The 17,215-nt window shown below is 61.4% G+C and carries 16 protein-coding genes; 9 read left to right on the top strand and 7 right to left on the bottom strand.

What is annotated here, in order from left to right:
• Nucleotides 1-18: 18 nt before the first annotated feature.
• Nucleotides 19-900, bottom strand: a complete 882-nt coding sequence (locus AC07VO_RS16945; protein ID WP_018926562.1) for a LysR substrate-binding domain-containing protein — start codon at nt 898-900, stop codon at nt 19-21.
• 159 nt (nt 901-1,059) lie between these two features.
• Between AC07VO_RS16945 and AC07VO_RS16940 the strand changes: the two genes are divergently transcribed.
• The 6 genes from AC07VO_RS16940 (at nt 1,060) to AC07VO_RS16915 (ending at nt 8,507) form a co-directional block, all read left to right on the top strand.
• On the top strand, nt 1,060-2,697 hold the full coding sequence (locus AC07VO_RS16940; RefSeq protein ID WP_018926561.1) for a 5-guanidino-2-oxopentanoate decarboxylase: 1,638 nt from the start codon (nt 1,060-1,062) through the stop codon (nt 2,695-2,697).
• An 8-nt stretch (nt 2,698-2,705) separates the two neighbouring features.
• The gene (locus AC07VO_RS16935; RefSeq protein WP_495007640.1) at nt 2,706-4,154 is read left to right on the top strand and encodes an aldehyde dehydrogenase family protein; all 1,449 of its coding nucleotides are present in this window, start codon (nt 2,706-2,708) and stop codon (nt 4,152-4,154) included.
• Nucleotides 4,155-4,372: 218 nt separating this feature from the next.
• On the top strand, nt 4,373-5,476 hold the full coding sequence (locus tag AC07VO_RS16930; protein WP_258672554.1) for an extracellular solute-binding protein: 1,104 nt from the start codon (nt 4,373-4,375) through the stop codon (nt 5,474-5,476).
• Between the two features lie 203 nt (nt 5,477-5,679).
• A complete protein-coding gene (locus tag AC07VO_RS16925) occupies nt 5,680-6,588 on the top strand; it encodes an ABC transporter permease (protein ID WP_495007639.1) in 909 nt (302 codons plus the stop codon).
• Complete coding sequence (locus AC07VO_RS16920; RefSeq protein WP_018926557.1) at nt 6,585-7,433, top strand: ABC transporter permease; 849 nt, start codon at nt 6,585-6,587, stop codon at nt 7,431-7,433. The genes AC07VO_RS16925 and AC07VO_RS16920 overlap by 4 nt, the downstream gene beginning before the upstream one ends.
• An 18-nt stretch (nt 7,434-7,451) precedes the next feature.
• Nucleotides 7,452-8,507: an ABC transporter ATP-binding protein gene (locus AC07VO_RS16915; protein WP_018926556.1), complete on the top strand. Its 1,056-nt coding sequence runs from the start codon at nt 7,452-7,454 to the stop codon at nt 8,505-8,507.
• Nucleotides 8,508-8,570: 63 nt separating this feature from the next.
• On the opposite strand, the gene AC07VO_RS16910 is transcribed toward AC07VO_RS16915, so the two are convergent.
• Nucleotides 8,571-9,500 (bottom strand): AraC family transcriptional regulator, encoded by a 930-nt coding sequence (locus tag AC07VO_RS16910; RefSeq protein ID WP_018926555.1) that lies wholly within the window; start codon nt 9,498-9,500, stop codon nt 8,571-8,573.
• 336 nt (nt 9,501-9,836) lie between these two features.
• Here AC07VO_RS16910 and AC07VO_RS16905 point away from each other — a divergent pair, with 336 nt between their 5' ends.
• Both AC07VO_RS16905 and AC07VO_RS16900 read left to right on the top strand, forming a co-directional pair.
• Nucleotides 9,837-10,190, top strand: a complete 354-nt coding sequence (locus AC07VO_RS16905; RefSeq protein ID WP_026286455.1) for a putative quinol monooxygenase — start codon at nt 9,837-9,839, stop codon at nt 10,188-10,190.
• A gap of 41 nt (nt 10,191-10,231) precedes the next feature.
• Entirely contained in the window at nt 10,232-10,462 is a 231-nt protein-coding gene (locus AC07VO_RS16900; protein WP_019581518.1) for a hypothetical protein, read from the top strand.
• Here the strand turns inward: AC07VO_RS16900 and AC07VO_RS16895 are convergent, their stop codons facing one another.
• Nucleotides 10,463-11,092, bottom strand: a complete 630-nt coding sequence (locus AC07VO_RS16895) for a flavin reductase family protein (RefSeq protein WP_018926552.1) — start codon at nt 11,090-11,092, stop codon at nt 10,463-10,465. It abuts the gene before it with no gap.
• Between the two features lie 160 nt (nt 11,093-11,252).
• On the bottom strand, nt 11,253-11,444 hold the full coding sequence (locus AC07VO_RS16890) for a hypothetical protein (protein WP_018926551.1): 192 nt from the start codon (nt 11,442-11,444) through the stop codon (nt 11,253-11,255).
• A gap of 206 nt (nt 11,445-11,650) precedes the next feature.
• Here AC07VO_RS16890 and AC07VO_RS16885 point away from each other — a divergent pair, with 206 nt between their 5' ends.
• Nucleotides 11,651-12,406: a COG4705 family protein gene (locus tag AC07VO_RS16885; RefSeq protein ID WP_019581516.1), complete on the top strand. Its 756-nt coding sequence runs from the start codon at nt 11,651-11,653 to the stop codon at nt 12,404-12,406.
• Between the two features lie 66 nt (nt 12,407-12,472).
• Here the strand turns inward: AC07VO_RS16885 and AC07VO_RS16880 are convergent, their stop codons facing one another.
• The 3 genes from AC07VO_RS16880 to AC07VO_RS16870 form a co-directional block, all read right to left on the bottom strand.
• Nucleotides 12,473-13,792: an MFS transporter gene (locus tag AC07VO_RS16880; protein ID WP_018926549.1), complete on the bottom strand. Its 1,320-nt coding sequence runs from the start codon at nt 13,790-13,792 to the stop codon at nt 12,473-12,475.
• Between the two features lie 313 nt (nt 13,793-14,105).
• Entirely contained in the window at nt 14,106-15,440 is a 1,335-nt protein-coding gene (locus tag AC07VO_RS16875) for a sigma-54-dependent transcriptional regulator (protein WP_495007638.1), read from the bottom strand.
• Entirely contained in the window at nt 15,440-17,200 is a 1,761-nt protein-coding gene (locus tag AC07VO_RS16870; protein WP_495007637.1) for a sensor histidine kinase, read from the bottom strand. The genes AC07VO_RS16875 and AC07VO_RS16870 overlap by 1 nt, the downstream gene beginning before the upstream one ends.
• Between the last annotated feature and the right edge of the window lie 15 nt (nt 17,201-17,215).

Here is a 17,215-nt window from a genome sequence, read left to right as displayed (position 1 = left end):
CGATCATCGGGGGGGCGGTTACCGTGCCTGCGCCTGCTCCACCAACCACCCCATCAATTCGCGCAACTTCGGCGAAGGCGCAGGTTTTTCGGGGAACACCAGGTAATACGCCAATCCGGTTTTCACCTTCAAATCAAAGGGCATGACCAGCCGCCCGGCGCTCAGGTCATCGCCGATCAACGACCAATCGCCAATCGCCACGCCTGTCCCCTGGGACGCCATCGACATCGCCAGGTCCAGGGTTTCGAAATGCTGGCCCTTGCCGACATTGCTCAGATGAATATCCGCCGCTTTCAACCAGGCTTTCCAGTCCCGTTCATCCCGGGTCGGATGCAGTAACAAGTGCTGTTGCAGGTCTGCCGGTGTCTGCAAGGCCAGTGGCCCTTCAAGCATCGGCCGGGAACACACGGGCGTCAGTTGCTCATCGAACAAATGATGGGAGGCCAGTGAGCTCTCCGGCGGCGGGCCATACATCACCGCCGCGTCGAACTGTTCACGATGAAAGTCCACGCCGTGTTTCACCGTGGTGGTCAATTCCACCGGCACATCCGGGCGTTCCTTTTGCCACTGCAACAGGCGCGGCAACAGCCAGCGCATCACGCAGGTCGGCGCCTTGAGTTGCAAGGTTTCGCGCTTCTCGCCGATCTGCTCCACGGCCTCATCGATCAGGCCGAAAATCTGCTGCACCCGTGGCAACCACTCACGTCCTTCGGCGGTCAGGCTCAAGCCCCGCGCCTGGCGAATGAACAGTTCATAGCCCAGATGATCTTCCAGCCCGGCGATCTGCCGGCTCACCGCGCCTTGGGTGATGTGCAGCTGTTCGGCGGCCCGGGTGAAGTTGCAGCACTGCGCGGTGATCAGAAAAGTGTGCAGCGCCGGCAGGGGAGGCAGTCGTTTCATTGGGATCCAAGGTATGACGTGAGGACATGGCTAGTATGACTTTTTATCCATTGTTGCGGCTACGTGTCGCCCGTTCCAATGAGGCCATTCCCTGGCCTGCCAATCCATCATAAACACTGCGCAGGCCCGGCGTCTCAAACGAACAAAAAGGGCAAACACATGGCGACGTGCGGCGAAGTATTGGTCAAGTTACTCGAAGATTACGGGGTCGAGCAGGTGTTCGGCATTCCCGGGGTGCATACCGTGGAGCTGTATCGCGGGCTGGCCCGTTCGAGCATCAACCACGTCACTCCACGTCACGAACAGGGCGCCGGGTTCATGGCCGACGGCTATGCCCGCACCAGCGGCAAACCGGGCGTGTGCTTCATCATCACCGGTCCAGGCATGACCAACATCACCACCGCCATGGGCCAGGCTTACGCCGACTCGATCCCGATGCTGGTGATCTCCAGCGTGCAATCGCGCAGCCAATTGGGCGGCGGGCGCGGCAAGCTGCATGAGCTGCCGAACCAGAGCGCACTGGTCGGCGGCGTGGCGGCGTTCTCCCATACCTTGATGTCGGCGGCGGAATTGCCGGGCGTGTTGGCGCGGGCCTTCGCGCTGTTCCAGGCCGGGCGTCCGCGTCCGGTGCACATCGAAATCCCGTTGGACGTACTGGTCGAAGAGGCCGATGACCTGCTCTCCAGCGTGCCAGTGAACATCGATCGTGCCGGTGCTTCGCCCAGCGCGATCAGCCGCATGACCGACCTGCTGGCCGGTGCCAAACGCCCATTGATTCTCGCGGGTGGCGGCGCCATCGATGCGGCGGCCGAGCTGACTGAACTGGCCGAGCTGCTGGATGCGCCAGTGGCCCTGACCATCAATGCCAAAGGCATGCTCGAATCCAGCCATCCGCTGCTGATCGGTTCGACCCAAAGCCTGGTGGCCACCCGTGCGCTGGTGGCCGAGGCTGACGTGGTGCTGGCCATCGGCACCGAACTGGCCGAAACCGATTACGACATCACCTTCGCCGGCGGTTTCGAAATCCCGGGCGTGCTGCTGCGCGTGGACATCGACCCAGACCAGACCGTGCGTAATTACCCGCCGAAGGTGGCGTTGGTGGCCGACTCGCGCAATGCCGCCCAGGCCCTGCTGAGTGCGCTGTCCCACAAGTCGCTGGCCGAGCGCCGCAATGACTGGGGCCAGGTGCGCGCCGCTCGCTTGCGAGAAGAGCTCGCCGCGACCTGGGACGCCCCGACCCTGGCCCAGACCCGCTTCCTGGAAACCGTGCTGTACGAATTGCCGAACGCGGTGTTCGTCGGCGATTCGACCCAACCGGTGTACACCGGCAACCTGACCTTCAACCCGGAGCGTCCGCGTCGCTGGTTCAACTCGTCCACCGGTTACGGCACCCTCGGTTACGCCTTGCCGGCGGCGATTGGCGCCTGGCTCGGTGGCAGCGTCGAAGGCGGCACGCGCCCTCCGGTGGTGTGCCTGATCGGCGACGGCGGCCTGCAATTCACCTTGCCGGAACTGGCCAGTGCGGTGGAAGCGCGTACGCCGGTGATTGTGTTGCTGTGGAATAACCAGGGCTACGAAGAGATCAAGAAATACATGGTCAACCGCGCCATCGAGCCGGTGGGCGTGGACATCTATACCCCGGACTTTATCGGTGTCGCCAAGGCCCTGGGCTGTGCGGCCGAAGCGGTCAACAGTGTTGACAGCTTGCGTGATGCGTTGCGCCTGGCCACCGATCGTCAGGGCCCGACCCTGATTGAAATCGACCAGACCCAGTGGATGAAGGCGGTGTCGCAATGAGTGCTCCCATGACCTTTCCGACGACCCTCGACGGCCTGTTCATCGATGGCCAATGGTCCGCTGGCAACGAACATCTGCGCGTGATCAACCCGGCGACCGAAGCCCTGCTGACCACCGTTAACGGCGGCGATGCACACGCTGTCGATCAGGCCGTCACCGCGGCGGCCAACGCTTTTAAGCAATGGTCGAAAACCACCGGAGCCGAGCGTGGGGCGATCCTGCGCAGAATCGCCGCAGGCGTGCAGGCCGGGCGTGAACAGTTGATGAAGTTGCAGTCGAGCAACAACGGCAAACCGCTGTTCGAAGCGGCCATCGACGTCGACGACGTGATCGCCACCTTTGAGTATTACGCCGGTCTGGCTGAAGGCCTGGACGCGAAACAAGACAGCGCCGTGGCGTTGCCGAGTGACGATTTCAGCGCCCGCTTGCGCCGTGAGCCGTGCGGCGTGGTCGGCCTGATCGTGCCGTGGAATTTCCCCATGGTCACCACCGCCTGGAAACTCGCCCCGGCCCTGGCCGCCGGTTGCTGCGTGGTGCTCAAACCGTCTGAAGTGACGCCGCTGCCGGAGCTGGAACTGGCGACGATCATTGCCGAGGCCGGTGTGCCAAACGGTGTGTTCAACCTGGTCTGCGGCACCGGCCTTGCGGTCGGCGCACCGCTGTCGGCTGACCCGCGCATCGCCAAGATTTCCTTCACCGGCAGCAACGCGGTGGGCGTGCAGGTGATGCAGCGGGCAGCGGAAACCGTGAAAGGCGTGAGCCTGGAACTGGGCGGTAAATCCTCGCTGCTGGTGCTCGCCGATGCCGACATCGAACTGGCTGTGGAAGTGGCCTGCGGCGGCGGTTTCTTCAACGCCGGGCAGATGTGTTCGGCGACCAGTCGTGTGCTGGTTGCCGATGAGTTGGCGGATGAATTTGTCGCGCGATTAAAGGCCCGTGCCGAAGCCATTCGCGTGGCCGACCCGTTCGACCCGAACGTGGAAATGGGCGCACTGGTCAACCAGGCGCAATACCAGCGGGTGCTGGGCCACATCGATCGCGGTTTGAGCGCTGGCGCGAAGCTGATCTGCGGCGGCAATCGTCCGGCAGACCTGTCGCGCGGCTACTTTTTGCAGCCGACCGTTTTCATCGACGCGCCCCTCGACAGTGCGTTGTGGTGCGAAGAGATTTTCGGCCCGGTGATTTGCGTGCGCAGTTTCAGCTCTGAAGCCGAGGCGATCGCCTTGGCCAACGACAGCCCGTTCGGTCTGGTCGCCAGTGTGGTCACGCGCGACAGCGAGGCCGCCGATCGGGTCGCCAACGCTTTGCAGGCGGGGCTTGTGTGGATCAACGCGCCGCAAGTGATCTTCCCGCAGACCGCTTGGGGTGGCTACAAACAGAGCAGCATCGGCCGCGAATTGGGGCCGTGGGGCTTGCAGGCTTTCCAGGAAATCAAACACGTGATTCGGGCCGTCTGACAGCACGAAAACAGTGAGCGCATGCCTCTTGATGAGGCATGCGCCAACGTCATGGCTTCAATGAGTATTTATCGATAGTCAGGTGTTTTGCACGACCTCAGGATGAACCCGCCGGTCAAGCTCAAGTCCTTTGAAACCGGGGACTTCAAGCCGAACTGGCCGCGCGGATGCAACGGTTGCGACCAACCTCATACTTAAAAAAACAAAGGGAGTCCTTCATGGGCGAGCACGATCTGAACAGACGTCAATTCATCAAAACCGTGGGCGTGGCCTCGGTTGCCGCGGCAGCCATGAGCATGCCGTTCATCAAGGCCAACGCCAGCGACACGCGCTTTGCGGGCAAGACCCTGCGCCTGCTGACCTGGTCCGATGACACGGGCCTTGCAGCACTGCGCAATATCGCGGCCACCTTCGAAGACAAGTACGGCTGCAAGGTCATTGCTGACCGCACCGGCAGCACCTCGGAAATGGTCGCCAAACTCAAGGCCGGCGGTGATCGTCCGCAGTACGACATCATCACCCTGGCCGGCGTCGGCGCCGAAGGCCTGGCCGCCGCCAACCTGCTGGAAAAACCCGACCTCAACCGCATCCCCAACCTGGTGGACGTGCCGGAGAAATACCGCACCGGCGCCAATGGCCACGGTATCGGTTACCTGCTGTGGTGCAACAGCCTGGTCTACAGCACCCGTACCCAGAAAGAAGCCCCGGACAGCTACGCCGCGATGTGGGACGCCGACCTGGCGCCGAACATTTTCCTGCCGCCGCCGAACTGGACCGAGGCCATGGACCTGATCATCATCGCCGCCAAACTGGCCGGTGGTGACGAACACAACATCGAGCCAGGCTTCAAGAAACTCGCCGAGCTCAAGAGCCGCGTGGTGACCCTGGGTGAAAACCCGAACCAGATCGCCGAGCTGTTCCGCACCGGATCCCTGGACATGGGCGGCTTGTACGCACCGGCGTTTTTCCCCAAACAGATCCGCGACCCGGCCTACGGTCTGGGCGCCACGTTCGGCATGAAGGAAGGTTTCTACACCGACCTGATGCTCTCGGTGATGCCGAAAAACCGTCCGGGCGATACCGACCTGGCCTACGCCTTCATCAACCACTCTCTGGACCCGCTGGTGCAGGGCAAGATGGCCGAAGACATCTACAACGGTCCGGTCAACGCCAAGGCGATCATCTCCGCCGAAGCCCGCAAGAGCCCGTACATCCTTACGCCGGAGCAGATTGCCGAGAAGGCGATCATGCACGACAACGCCTTCCTGGCCACCGTGCATGACCAATGGATTCGTCGTTACACGGAAATCTTTTCTTCCTGATTTCTGCGGTTTGAAGATTCATTGTGGCGAGGGAGCTTGCTCCCGCTCGGCTGCGTAGCAGCCGCAAAACCAGGCACCGCGTTCTATCTGAAAGGGCGCGGTGATTGATTGGGGTCGCTGCGCAACCCAGCGGGAGCAAGCTCCCTCGCCACAGGTTTTGCCGAATCTCAGTCTTGCTGCTTTCCATTGACGAGACCCTTGCTATGGAACACCAACCTCTGACCCATCCGGTAAGCGTCGCACCCACGCGCGCTAATCGGGGTGTCTCACCGACAGTGCGTGCGTGGTTTTTCATGTCGCCGTCGATGCTGTTTCTCGGCGTGCTGATTGCCGCCAGCCTCCTGGTGCTGCGCATGAGCGTGGGCACCAAAGGTGCGGAGTGGTCCGGCTTCAGCCTGGCCAGTTACGCGCAATTGCTGGAACCGTACTACCTCAAATCCTTGCTGCTGACTCTGCGCCTGGCGCTGATCAGCGCGGTGATCGCGGTGCTGCTGGCGATCCCGGTGGCCTACACCATGTCGCGGCTGACCTCACCGTTCGTGCGGCGGATTTTCCTCGCGGCGGTGCTGTTGCCATTGCTGGTCAACCTGTTGCTGCAAAGCTACGGCTGGCTGGTGATTCTCGGCCCGGGCGGGATGCTCAATCAGGCGCTGATGGGCCTGGGCCTGATCAAGCGGCCGATCATGCTGCTGTACAACCAGAACGGCGTATTGATGGGCCTGGTGCAAACCGCGTTCCCGTTGGCTGTGCTGCCGATTGCCAGTGCCATGCGCGGAGTCGCCCGCACTTACGAAGAAGCCGCTGCAACCTTGGGCGCCAGTCGCCTGCAGGTGTTTCGCCAAGTGGTGTTGCCGATGAGTTTTCCGGGGATCATCACCGGCGCGACGTTGGTGTTTGCCTACAACGCCAGCAGCTTCGTGGTGCCTTTGCTGCTCGGCGGTCGGCGCGTGCCGATGCTGGCGGTGATGGTCCATGACCAGATCGCCCCGCTGATGAATTGGCCCGCCGCGTCCGCTGCCGGCGTGGTGCTGATCGTTACCACCCTGGCCATCATGACCTTGTCCGAATACATCACTGGCCGTCGTCGGCGCATGCTGGAGGCTTCCCAATGAGCACCTTGATCAAGAAGCGTCAGTCGCTGCTGCCGGGCGATACCGGCAAGTTCGCCGGCATCCTCTCGGGCTTCATTCTGCTGCTGGCTGTGTTGCCGATTCTGACCATGATTGTCATGTCGTTCAGTGGCGCGTCGAACCTCGACTTTCCGCCCAGCAGCTACAGCCTGCAATGGTACAAGGCCGCCTGGCACACGTTCGTCTCGCCGGACGCCAGCGACGTGCTGAGCCTGGGCAAGGCCATGAGCACCAGTTTGCTGGTGGCCTGCCTGACCATGATCTTCGCCACGATCATCGCGGTGCCGGCGGCTTACGCGCTGACCCGTTGCGAGTTCCGTGGCAAGGCCGTGGCGCTGCAATTGATGTCGCTGCCACTGGTGTTCCCGATGGTGGTGTTGGGCTTGGCCTTGCTGCTGGTGTTCGACAGCCTGCCATTCCAGATCACCACCTCGCGGCTGGTGATTGCCCATGTGATTCTGGCGCTGCCGTTCGTGGTGAAGAACTGCACGGCAGCGATGCTTTCCATTGGCAGCGAAGTCGAAGAGGCCGCGCAAATGCTCGGCGCTTCACCGACTCGGGCGATTGTCGATGTGGTGGTGCCGTTGATGAAGTCGGGGATTCTGGCGGGCATGCTGCTGGCGTTCATCGTCTCGTTCAACGAATTCACCGTGACCTATTTCCTCTACACCATCGACGTCATGACCGTGCCGATCTGGATGTACAGCCGCACCGTGTCATCGCTCGACCCTACCGTTTTCTCGTTTGCCGTGCTGATCGTGCTGATCGACTTCGTGCTCATTTGGGCGCTGGAAAAGTTGGTTGGCGAAGGCGGCGTTTCGTTCTGATTTCTTGAGGTGATTCAAATGACTGGTCTGATTCTGGAAAACGTCGAGAAACATTACGGCTCGGCCTGCGCGGTAAAGGATGTGAACCTGCATTTGCCCGAGGGCAAACTGGTGTGTTTCCTCGGCCCGTCGGGCTGCGGTAAAACCACTTTGCTGCGGATGATCGCCGGGCTCGAAACCCTGACCGGCGGCGAGATTCGCCTGGACGGTGAAGACATCGGCCATACCCCTGCGCATCAGCGCAATTTCGGCATGGTGTTTCAATCCCTGGCGCTGTTCCCGCACATGACGGTGGGGGAGAACATTGCCTATCCGTTGAAACTGCGTGGGGTCAGCAAGGCCGATCAGCAGGCGCGGGTGGTGGAGTTGCTTGAGCTGATTCAACTGCAGGAAATGATTGATCGCCCGGTGGCGAAACTCTCCGGCGGTCAGCGTCAGCGTGTGGCGATTGCCCGGGCGATTGCCTCGCGGCCGAAAATCCTGCTGCTCGACGAACCGCTGTCGGCGCTGGACGCCAAGCTGCGCGAATCGATGCAGGTGGAAATCCGTCAGCTGCAACAGCGCTTGAACATCACCACCATCATGGTCACCCACGATCAGCGCGAAGCCATGACCATGGCCGACATCGTGGTGGTGCTGGGTGAACATCGGGTGCAGCAGGTGGGCACGCCGATTGAGATTTATCGGCACCCGGCCAATGAATTCGTCGCGGACTTCATCGGTTCGGGGAATATTTTCCCGGCCACGGCGTTGGGCAATGGCAAGGTCAGCCTGCCCGGCGGTGATGCGCTGCAAGTGCCGATCTGCAGCAGCATTGTGGTGGGGGAGAAAGTGAAAATGCTGATTCGCCCCGAAGACCTGCAATTGTCGCAACCCCAGGCGACGGCGGGGAATCGCTTGCTGGGTAAGGTGACGTTTGTGCGGGATATCGGCGCGACCATCGAAACCACCGTCGAATGTTCCGGGGTGTCGTTTACCGCGTTGAGCACGCCGTGTCAGGACGTTGGGTTGAGCATTGGCAATCCAGTGTCGGTGACCTTGCCGGCTGAGGCGTGCCGAGTACTGAGCGCCTGATTTTACTGGCCCCATCGCGGGCAAGCCCGCGATGAGGCCATCAGCCACGCAACAAATGCCGGATCAAACCGTCAACCGCAACCGCGCCAAGTCCCGCAGCGGCGGTGCCCCGAACAATCGGCTGTACTCGCGGCTGAACTGCGAAGGGCTTTCATACCCCACCCGATACCCCGCCGCCGACGCTTCCAGCCCTTCGGCCAGCATCAACCGTCGCGCTTCTTGCAGGCGCAACTGTTTCTGATACTGCAGTGGACTCATCGCCGTCATCGCCTTGAAGCGGTGATGCAGCGTCGACACGCTCAGGTTCACTTCCCGCGCCAGATCATCGATGCGCAGCGGTTGCTCATAATTGCCGTTGAGCCATTTGATCGCCTGGCCGATGCGATGGCTCTGGCTGTTGGCGATGGCAATCTCATACAGCCGATGCCCCTGCTGGCTGCGCAACAGCCGATACAGAATCTCCCGACGAATCAGCGGCGCCAGCATGGCGATGTCTTTCGGTGTGTCCAGCAAACGCGCCAGGCGCAGCACGGCGTCGAGCATGGCCGCGTCGATCCGCTCGACATACAGGCCTCGGCCCGTGGGCCGTGTGGGCAGGCCGATGGGGCCGGCGTCGGCAATCAGCGCGGTGATTTCCGCCGGGTCGATGTCCAGCCGCACCGCGAGGATCGGTTCTTCGGGCGAGGCATTCACCACCCGCCCGCTCAGGGGCATCGAGACCGATACCACCAGGTAATTCAGCGGGTCGTAATTGAAGTGTTCGTCCGCCAACCGAACTTCCTTGCGTCCCTGGGCCATGATGCACAGGGCCGGTTGGGCCAGCCCCGGGGCGAAATCATGGGATTTGCTGTGACGCGACATGAACAGCGAACCGACGGCGGTGGCGTAGGAACCATCGTCCAGCGTGTTGCGACGGATGAGGTCGGCCAGTTCCGCGCGCTGTTTTTCCATGTCAGCGGGAAGCGGAGCCTGAAAGTGATCGAGCGACGACATGCAGGGAATCCTCCGTGAAGTGTTGGTCATGGGCCGAGCTTAAATTTGTGCAAGGGACAGCGGTAGACACATCCTGTCAAAAGCTTGCCTGATTCTGCGCGGGGTGAATACACGAGGCTGCCATAGCAGGGCAATGTGGATGAAACTTGCTTAAAAGTGGTGTGACAGCGGTGTGACAGTACTTTGCGCGCTGTTACAGAGGCTTTTTGCAGTTGCGCAGGATTGTGCAATAAGCCGGCAGAAATCGACTAACGCTGTCTGTGATGCGCCGCCTAATCTTGGATCCTGTCGCAGCCCGTCCCACGGCTGCCACTCGACTCCCTGGGAGGGTTGAACATGTCTACGCAGATCCCCGTCAGTCATATGGCCTTCGTTCGCGCCCGCGCCGGGCGTTCGGCAGAACTCGGTGCGCGCCTGAGCGCCCTGATCGAACCGTCGCGCAACGCGCCGGGTTGCCTGAGCTTCGCCCTGCAGCACTCGCAATGTGATCCCGAGCTGTGGCTGGTGTCCGGTTTCTGGGCCAGCCAACAGGCGATGACCGCTTACTTCGGCAGCCCGGCGATGCAGATTTTTGCCGAGCTGGTGCAGGAAATGGTGGTCAACAGCCTGGATTTCCATACTTTCAAGGATGTCTCGGCGACCCAGGCCCTCGGCCAGTCCCAGGCAGCGGTACACAAACTGGCCGGTTGAGGGTTTAATGGCGCAACTCTCCATTAGCCAGGATCCGCGACATGGCACGTAAAGCCTTTGAACACTTCGAAGCCGTTTCAGCAGTAGTACCGGGCGAGGGCGGTTACCACGCCGCGATTGCCGTCAAAGCCCTCGGTGGTTCCGGTGCCCCGGTTTTTCACAAAGTGCTGGAAGGCCAGACGTTCAAGACCGCTCATGAAGCCGACGAGGCCGCGGCCAAAGAGCTGACCCACCTCAAAGACGTCAAACAAGACGCCGACCTGCTCTGGTAATCACTTGACCGCCCCCGGGCGGAACATCTTGAACAGTGCCTCTGGCCCCAGCTGAAAATAATCCGCTGGCCCGCCGCCGCGCAGAATCGGTTCTGCCGCGGCGGTGTCGTACACCCCATCCTTCAACAGCCATTTGGCGATGTGCACGGCGACCACTTCGCCGAGAATCAGCCAGCTCGGCACCACTTCCTTGTTGGCGCGCTGCAACTGAATGATCTGCGTGACCTTGCACTCGAAGGACACCGGGCTTTCGGCGACCCGTGGCACCTGAATGATCTTCGACGCGGCGGTGGTCAGCCCGGACAGTTCGAACTCGTTGACTTCCGGCCCGACCATGGCGCAGCTCTGGTTCATCTGCTCGGCCAGCGGACGCGTCGCCAGGTTCCAGGCGAACTCGCCGGTCTGCTCGATGTTGTTCAGGCTGTCTTTGCGCCCGACACTGGAAAACCCGATGATCGGCGGGATGTAGTTGAAGGCGTTGAAGAAGCTGTAGGGTGCCAGGTTCAGGCGACCGTTGGCGTCCTGGGAGGAAATCCAGCCGATGGGACGCGGGCCGACGATGGCGTTGAACGGGTCATGGGGCAGGCCATGGCCGTTGGCGGGTTCGTAGAAATGGATATCGTCGGGCATGGAGTGAATTCCTGAGGGCGTCCGGGAGATGAGCATGGTGCAAGGGCCAGCGGCAGATTTCAATCAGTGGGAGTGGGGCTTCTGTGGCGATCACCGGGTTTTGCTTTCCCCAGAAATGACTAAGCCCGGCCAGAGCCGGGCTGTGTGGTGCGTACAGGGATCAGTTGGTACGGGCAGCGTCGGTGCGATCGACGCTGTCGGTAGCGACTTTGGCCGCGTCAGTGCGGCTGTCGTCTGCGGTGTTGCTTTGCGCAGTGAAGACGGCGGAACCGGTGCGGTCGTAACCATCGGCGGCGAAGGTATTGGCCGCCAGCACAGAGAGGGTCAGGGCAAGCATCAGTTTGGTTTTCATGGGTAACTCCAGTTTGCACATTGCAATGAATTGATCGACGGGGGGCAGGATGCGTACTGGGCATTAACCAGCGATTAATCGGGCTCTCTTGTCTGCGTGACAGAATTTTCATCCTGCACTTACCTATTTTTCACCGCTCCACCGCCAGTCTGCGCACCGGTCAATAACCCGAAGAAACGACCGCCACGAACTGGAGCTTGCCTTGAATGAATAAACTTCCTCAGATCACCCTGGCGTTCTGGGTCATGAAAATCTGCGCAACGACCCTGGGTGAAACCGCGGGGGATTTGTTATCGATGACCCTTAATGTCGGTTACGCCATCAGCTCGCTGATCCTGATCAGCGTCTTTGTGCTGACGCTGGTCACGCAGTTGATGTCCAAAACCTACAAGCCGGTGCTGTACTGGATCGTGATTCTGTCGACCAGCACCGCTGGCACCACCATGTCCGACTTCATGGACCGCACCCTTGAATTGGGCTACGCCACGGGTTCGATGATCCTGATTGCGATTCTGCTGGGGATTTTCGCGGCCTGGCGCTTGAGCGGCGATTCGCTGAACGTCACCAAGGTCCAGACCTTCCGGGGCGAGATGTTCTATTGGATGGCGATTCTGTTTTCCAACACCCTGGGCACGGCGCTTGGCGATTACCTGGCCGACGACTCGGGCTTGGGTTTTGCCGGCGGCGCACTGTTGATCGGTTCGACCATTGCGCTGGTGGTGCTGTTGAAATACTTCACGAAGATTTCGTCGGTGCTGCTGTTCTGGGTGGCGTTCGTGTTGACGCGGCCATTCGGCGCAACCTTGGGCGACTTCCTGACCAAACCCCATGCAAAGGGTGGCCTGGATTTCGGCACCATCGGTTCGTCGCTGGTGTTGGCGGGGATTCTGGTGGTGATGATTGCGGGGGCGTCTTACGTGCAGGGCAAGTACGCGAAGCAGACGGCGGCCGAGTTGACTTGAGACTGAGTCGTCCTCTTCACGGGCTTGCCTGCGAAGAGGACGGTACAGCCACTATCAATATTGCTGTCAGTCGGTCTCGATCCGCGAATGCTTGCGGGTGTCTTTCATGGTCACGTACACCAGCAACGACACCGCGATGCACGCCGTGACATACCAGTAGTAACCGGTTTCCATGCCGATGCTCTTGAACCACAGGGCGATGTATTCAGCGGTGCCGCCGAAGATCGACACGGTCAGTGCGTACGGCAGGCCGACGCCCAGGGCGCGGATTTCGGTCGGGAACAGTTCGGCTTTGACCACCGCGTTGATCGAGGTGTAGCCGCTGACGATGATCAGCGCCGCCATGATCAGGAAGAACGCGCCCCACCAGCTCTGGATGGTGTGCAGGGTGGTCAGGATCGGTACGGTGAACAGCGTCCCGAGAATACCGAAGGCAATCAGGATCGGCCGCCGACCGACTTTATCCGACAGCCCGCCGATGATCGGTTGCAGGCACATGAATAGGAACAGCGTGGCCGCGGAAATCGTGGTGGAGTCGGAGATGCTCATGCCGACGGTGTTCACCAGGTATTTCTGCATGTACGTGGTGTAGGTGTAGAACGCCAGCGTGCCGCCCATGGTCAGGCCGACCACGGTCATCAGTTCCTTGGGATGGCGCAGCAAGGTGCGCATTGCGCTTTCTCGGGCTTTCTCTTTCTTGGTGAACGACTCGGTTTCTTCCATGCCACGACGCAGGTACAGCGCGACCACGGCACACAACGCGCCGATGGCGAACGGAATGCGCCAGCCCCAGGCGTACAGCTCTTCGGTGGTCAGGAAGTTTTGCAGCACGATCAGCACACCCAGGGCGATGAGCTGGCCGGAGATCAGCGTCACGTACTGGAAACTGGAGTAGAAGCCGCGACGTTCCTTGGTCGCCATCTCGCTGAGGTACGTTGCCGAGGTGCCGTACTCACCCCCCACCGACAAACCTTGCAGCAGGCGGGCGAACACCAGCAGGATCGGCGCGCCGATACCGATGGTTTCATAGCCCGGGCTCAGGGCGATCAGCAGCGAGCCGAAGCACATCAGGTAGACCGACGCCATGAGCGCGGCTTTACGGCCGGCCTTGTCGGCGTAGAGGCCCATCAGCCAACCGCCGATCGGGCGCATCAAAAAGCCCACGGCGAAGATTGCGGCGGTGTTGAGCAGTTGGGCGGTGGTGTCGCCTTTGGGGAAGAAGACTTTGGCGAAGTACAGGGAGAAGGCGGCGTAGACGTACCAGTCATACCACTCGACCATGTTGCCGACAGAGCCGCTGAAGATCGATTTGATCCGGCTGGCGGTGCTTCTTTCTTTAGCCGGCACGGCAGCCGACCCAAGGGGCAGGGCGTTGGAGTTATCCATTGAAGGATCCTTCGTTTAATTGTTTTTGTGGAGCGCGTGTAAACGCAGCCTGCAGGGGCTATAGCAGGAGCTGTGCCAAGGGGAGGAGGGCCGGTTTAGAGGGGGTGAGAGGTTTTGTTGAGCGGATAGTCGCTCAAGGTATGCGTAAGTATGAGCGGATTTCCGCCGATCACTTGTGGCGAGGGGGCTTGCCCCCGTTGGAGTGCGAAGCGCTCCCCGGCATTTTTTCAGGTACACCACATTTGCAGATTTTACGACTGCTTCGCAGCCGAACGGGGCGATGCGGCGTTCCGACAAGCCCCCTCGCCACAGGTCATGTGTCGGATATGAACATCTCCCGGCTCAAGCCATGGCGCTGCATCTTTTCATTGAAGGTCCGGCGCGGCAGTTGCAGTTCTTCAAGCACCGCTTTCACATCGCCCTTATGCCGGGTCAGCGCCGCGCGCAAGCAATGCGCTTCGAAGGCTTCCGCCTGCGCCGCCAGTGACTGGCCGGGATCGATCCCCACCGGTTCCGGTTCGCCGAGGCCCAGCACCTGGCGCTCGGCGACGTTGGCCAGCTCGCGCACATTGCCTGGCCAGTCGTGGCTCAGCAGATGGCTCAATTGCGGCCCGCTCAACGGTGGAAAGGTACGGCCAAGACGTTCGGCGGCACTCTGCGCGAAGAACTCGAACAACAGTGGAATGTCTTCACGCCGATCACGCAACGGCGGCAGCCGCAGCTCGGCGACGTTCAAGCGATACGCCAGGTCCTCGCGAAAACGCCCGGCCCGGGCTTCATCCAGCAAGTCGGGTTTGGTCGCGGCGATGATCCGCAAATCCACGTGGATACTCTGATTGGAGCCCAATCGCTCGAGCTTCTGCTCCTGCAACACCCGCAGCAGTTTCACCTGCTGCGCCAGCGGCATGCTTTCGATTTCATCGAGAAACAGCGTGCCGCCGTCGGCGTATTCGAGCTTGCCGATGCGCTTGCCCTGGGCGCCGGTGAACGCGCCGCTCTCATGGCCGAACAGTTCGGCCTCGAACAACTGCTCGGGAATCGCCGCGCAGTTCAGCGCGACAAAGGGCTTGTCGGCGCGGGGGCCGAAGTCGTGCAGGCAGCGGGCAACCAGTTCCTTGCCGCTGCCGGTTTCGCCACGGATCAGCACATTGACCGGCAGCGTCGCCAGATCCAGCACTTGCCGGCGCAGCGTCTGCAAACCACGGGACACTCCCAGCAGGGTGGCATCGAGTTTGGCGCGATTGTCGGCCTGTTCGTGCAGGGCACGGTTTTCCAGCACCAGCCGGCGCTTGTCCAGCGCCCGACGCAGGCTGCTCAGCAGGGTTTCCGGGCTGAAGGGTTTTTCGAGGAAATCGTAGGCGCCATCGCGCATCGCTTCGACGGCCATTGGCACATCACCGTGACCGGTCAGCAAGATCACCGGCAAATCGGCGTCGCGGCGCTGCACTTCGGCCAGCAGCTCCAGCCCGGTCATGCCGGGCATGCGCACATCGCTGAGAATCACCCCGGGGAAGTGTTTCGGCAGTTGCGCCAGGCACTCATCGGCGCGGCTGAACAGCTGCACCTCGAACCCCGACAGGCTCAGCCACTGTTCGACGGCGCTGCGGATGCTGCTTTCGTCATCGACCACCATCACCGAATTGAGCATCAGGCAGCTACCTCCAGATCAATGGGCAACGTCAGGGTGAACACCGCGCCTTTTTCGCCATTATCGGCGCTCAGGCGTCCGCCCGCTTCGTGGACGATGGCAAAGGACACGGCCAGCCCCAAACCCAGGCCATCACCCACCGGCTTAGTGGTAAAGAATGGATCGAACACCTGGCTCAAGTGTTCTTCGGCAATGCCGCCGCCATTGTCGATGACACTCAGGCGCCATAGCTGTTCATCGGCTTCGAGGCGGATTTCCAGACGCTTGCAGGGTTTGCCCTGCATGGCGTCCAGGGCGTTGCGCAGCAGGTTGATCAGCACCTGTTCCAGACGAATCGCATCGCCACGTACCCAGGCCGGACGGGTCAGGTGCAGCACCAGGCTGACCTGTTCATCGCGCAGGCGCGCGTCGAGCAATTGCAGGGCCTGATCCACCACCGCCGCCAGATCCAGTCGTTCGCGCAAACCGCTGGGGCTTTTGCGCGCGAAGGTTTTCAGGTGGCCGGTGAGGGCGGCCATGCGCGTGAGCATGTCGTCCACCGGTTTCAGCGCCTTGTAGGCGTCGTCGACCCGGCCGTGATCGAGTAGCAACCTCAGCGTAGCAAGCTGCATGCGCTGGGCGGTCAGGGGCTGATTGATTTCATGGGCCAGCGCTGCGGACATCTGCCCTAGCGCCGCGAGTTTGGCCGATTGCACCAGTCCGTCCTGAGCGGTGCGCAGGTCACGGGTGCGTTCTTCCACCAGTTGTTCGAGTTCTTCGCGGCTGCGTTGGCGCATTTTGGCCAGGCGCCAGCGTTGATTAAGGAACAGCAACAGAAACACCAGCGCCAGCCACAACCCGGCAGCAGCGAGCGCGGCGTTACGGATGTCTTCGAAGGCGACTTGCGGGCGGCGCAGCAGGTGCAAGGTCCAGCCTTCAGTGGTCAGCGGCAGCGATTCCCACAAGTAGTTTGCCGTGCCGTCAGGGCCGACGACGCGCGCCAGATCACTGTTGTCGTCAAAGCGCTGCAGCGATTGGTAATCCAGCGGTGTCAGCGGTTGTTTGTCGTATTGGCGGGTGGCCTTGAGCTCGGTGTGATCGCTGTCGTTCAACGGTTTCAACAGGCGATAGCGCCAGCCCGGCTGGTTGGCAATGAAGATGATCCCGCGCGCATCGCTGACCAGCAATGTGTCGCTGCCCTGACGCCATTCGCGCTCCAGTTCCGGGAATTCCAGTTTCACCACCATGGCGCCGAGGAACTCGCCGCTGTCGCGGGTCACCGCGCTGGAGAGAAAGTAACCGGGAATGCCACTGGTGACGCCTACCGCATAAAAGCGCCCGGCGCCCTGGGTGCGGGTCTGGCTGAAGTAAGGGCGAAAACCGTAGTTGTGGCCGACGTAACTGCTGGGCAAACGCCAATTGCTGGCGGCCACGGCCAGGCCGGTGCGGTCGAGCAGTTCCAGGGTCGAGGACTGCGCGGCACCGTTGATTTTTTCCAGTTTGCGGTTCAGTGCGTCCTGTTGCTCAGGCGTTACCGGGCCATCGAGCGCGGCGCGCAACTCCGGGTCCAGTGCCAGCACGGCGGGCAGGGCGCGGTAGCGGTCGATCAGGGTATGCAGGGAATTGGCGTACAGCGCCAGTTGCTGGTTGGCGCGGGCGGCGTCTTCTTCCAGCGCCTGGCGTTCGGCGTGACGCAAGGCAAAACCGGCCGCCAGCGCGGCTCCGGCGAGGATCAGCAAGGTGTAAAGGGAAATACGCACTGTACGAGAAGTCGGCAGCATACTGTGGGAAACAGG

This window comes from Pseudomonas sp. GW821-FHT03E01, from assembly GCF_059420765.1.
This window is presented reverse-complemented; position numbering and strand designations above follow the sequence as displayed.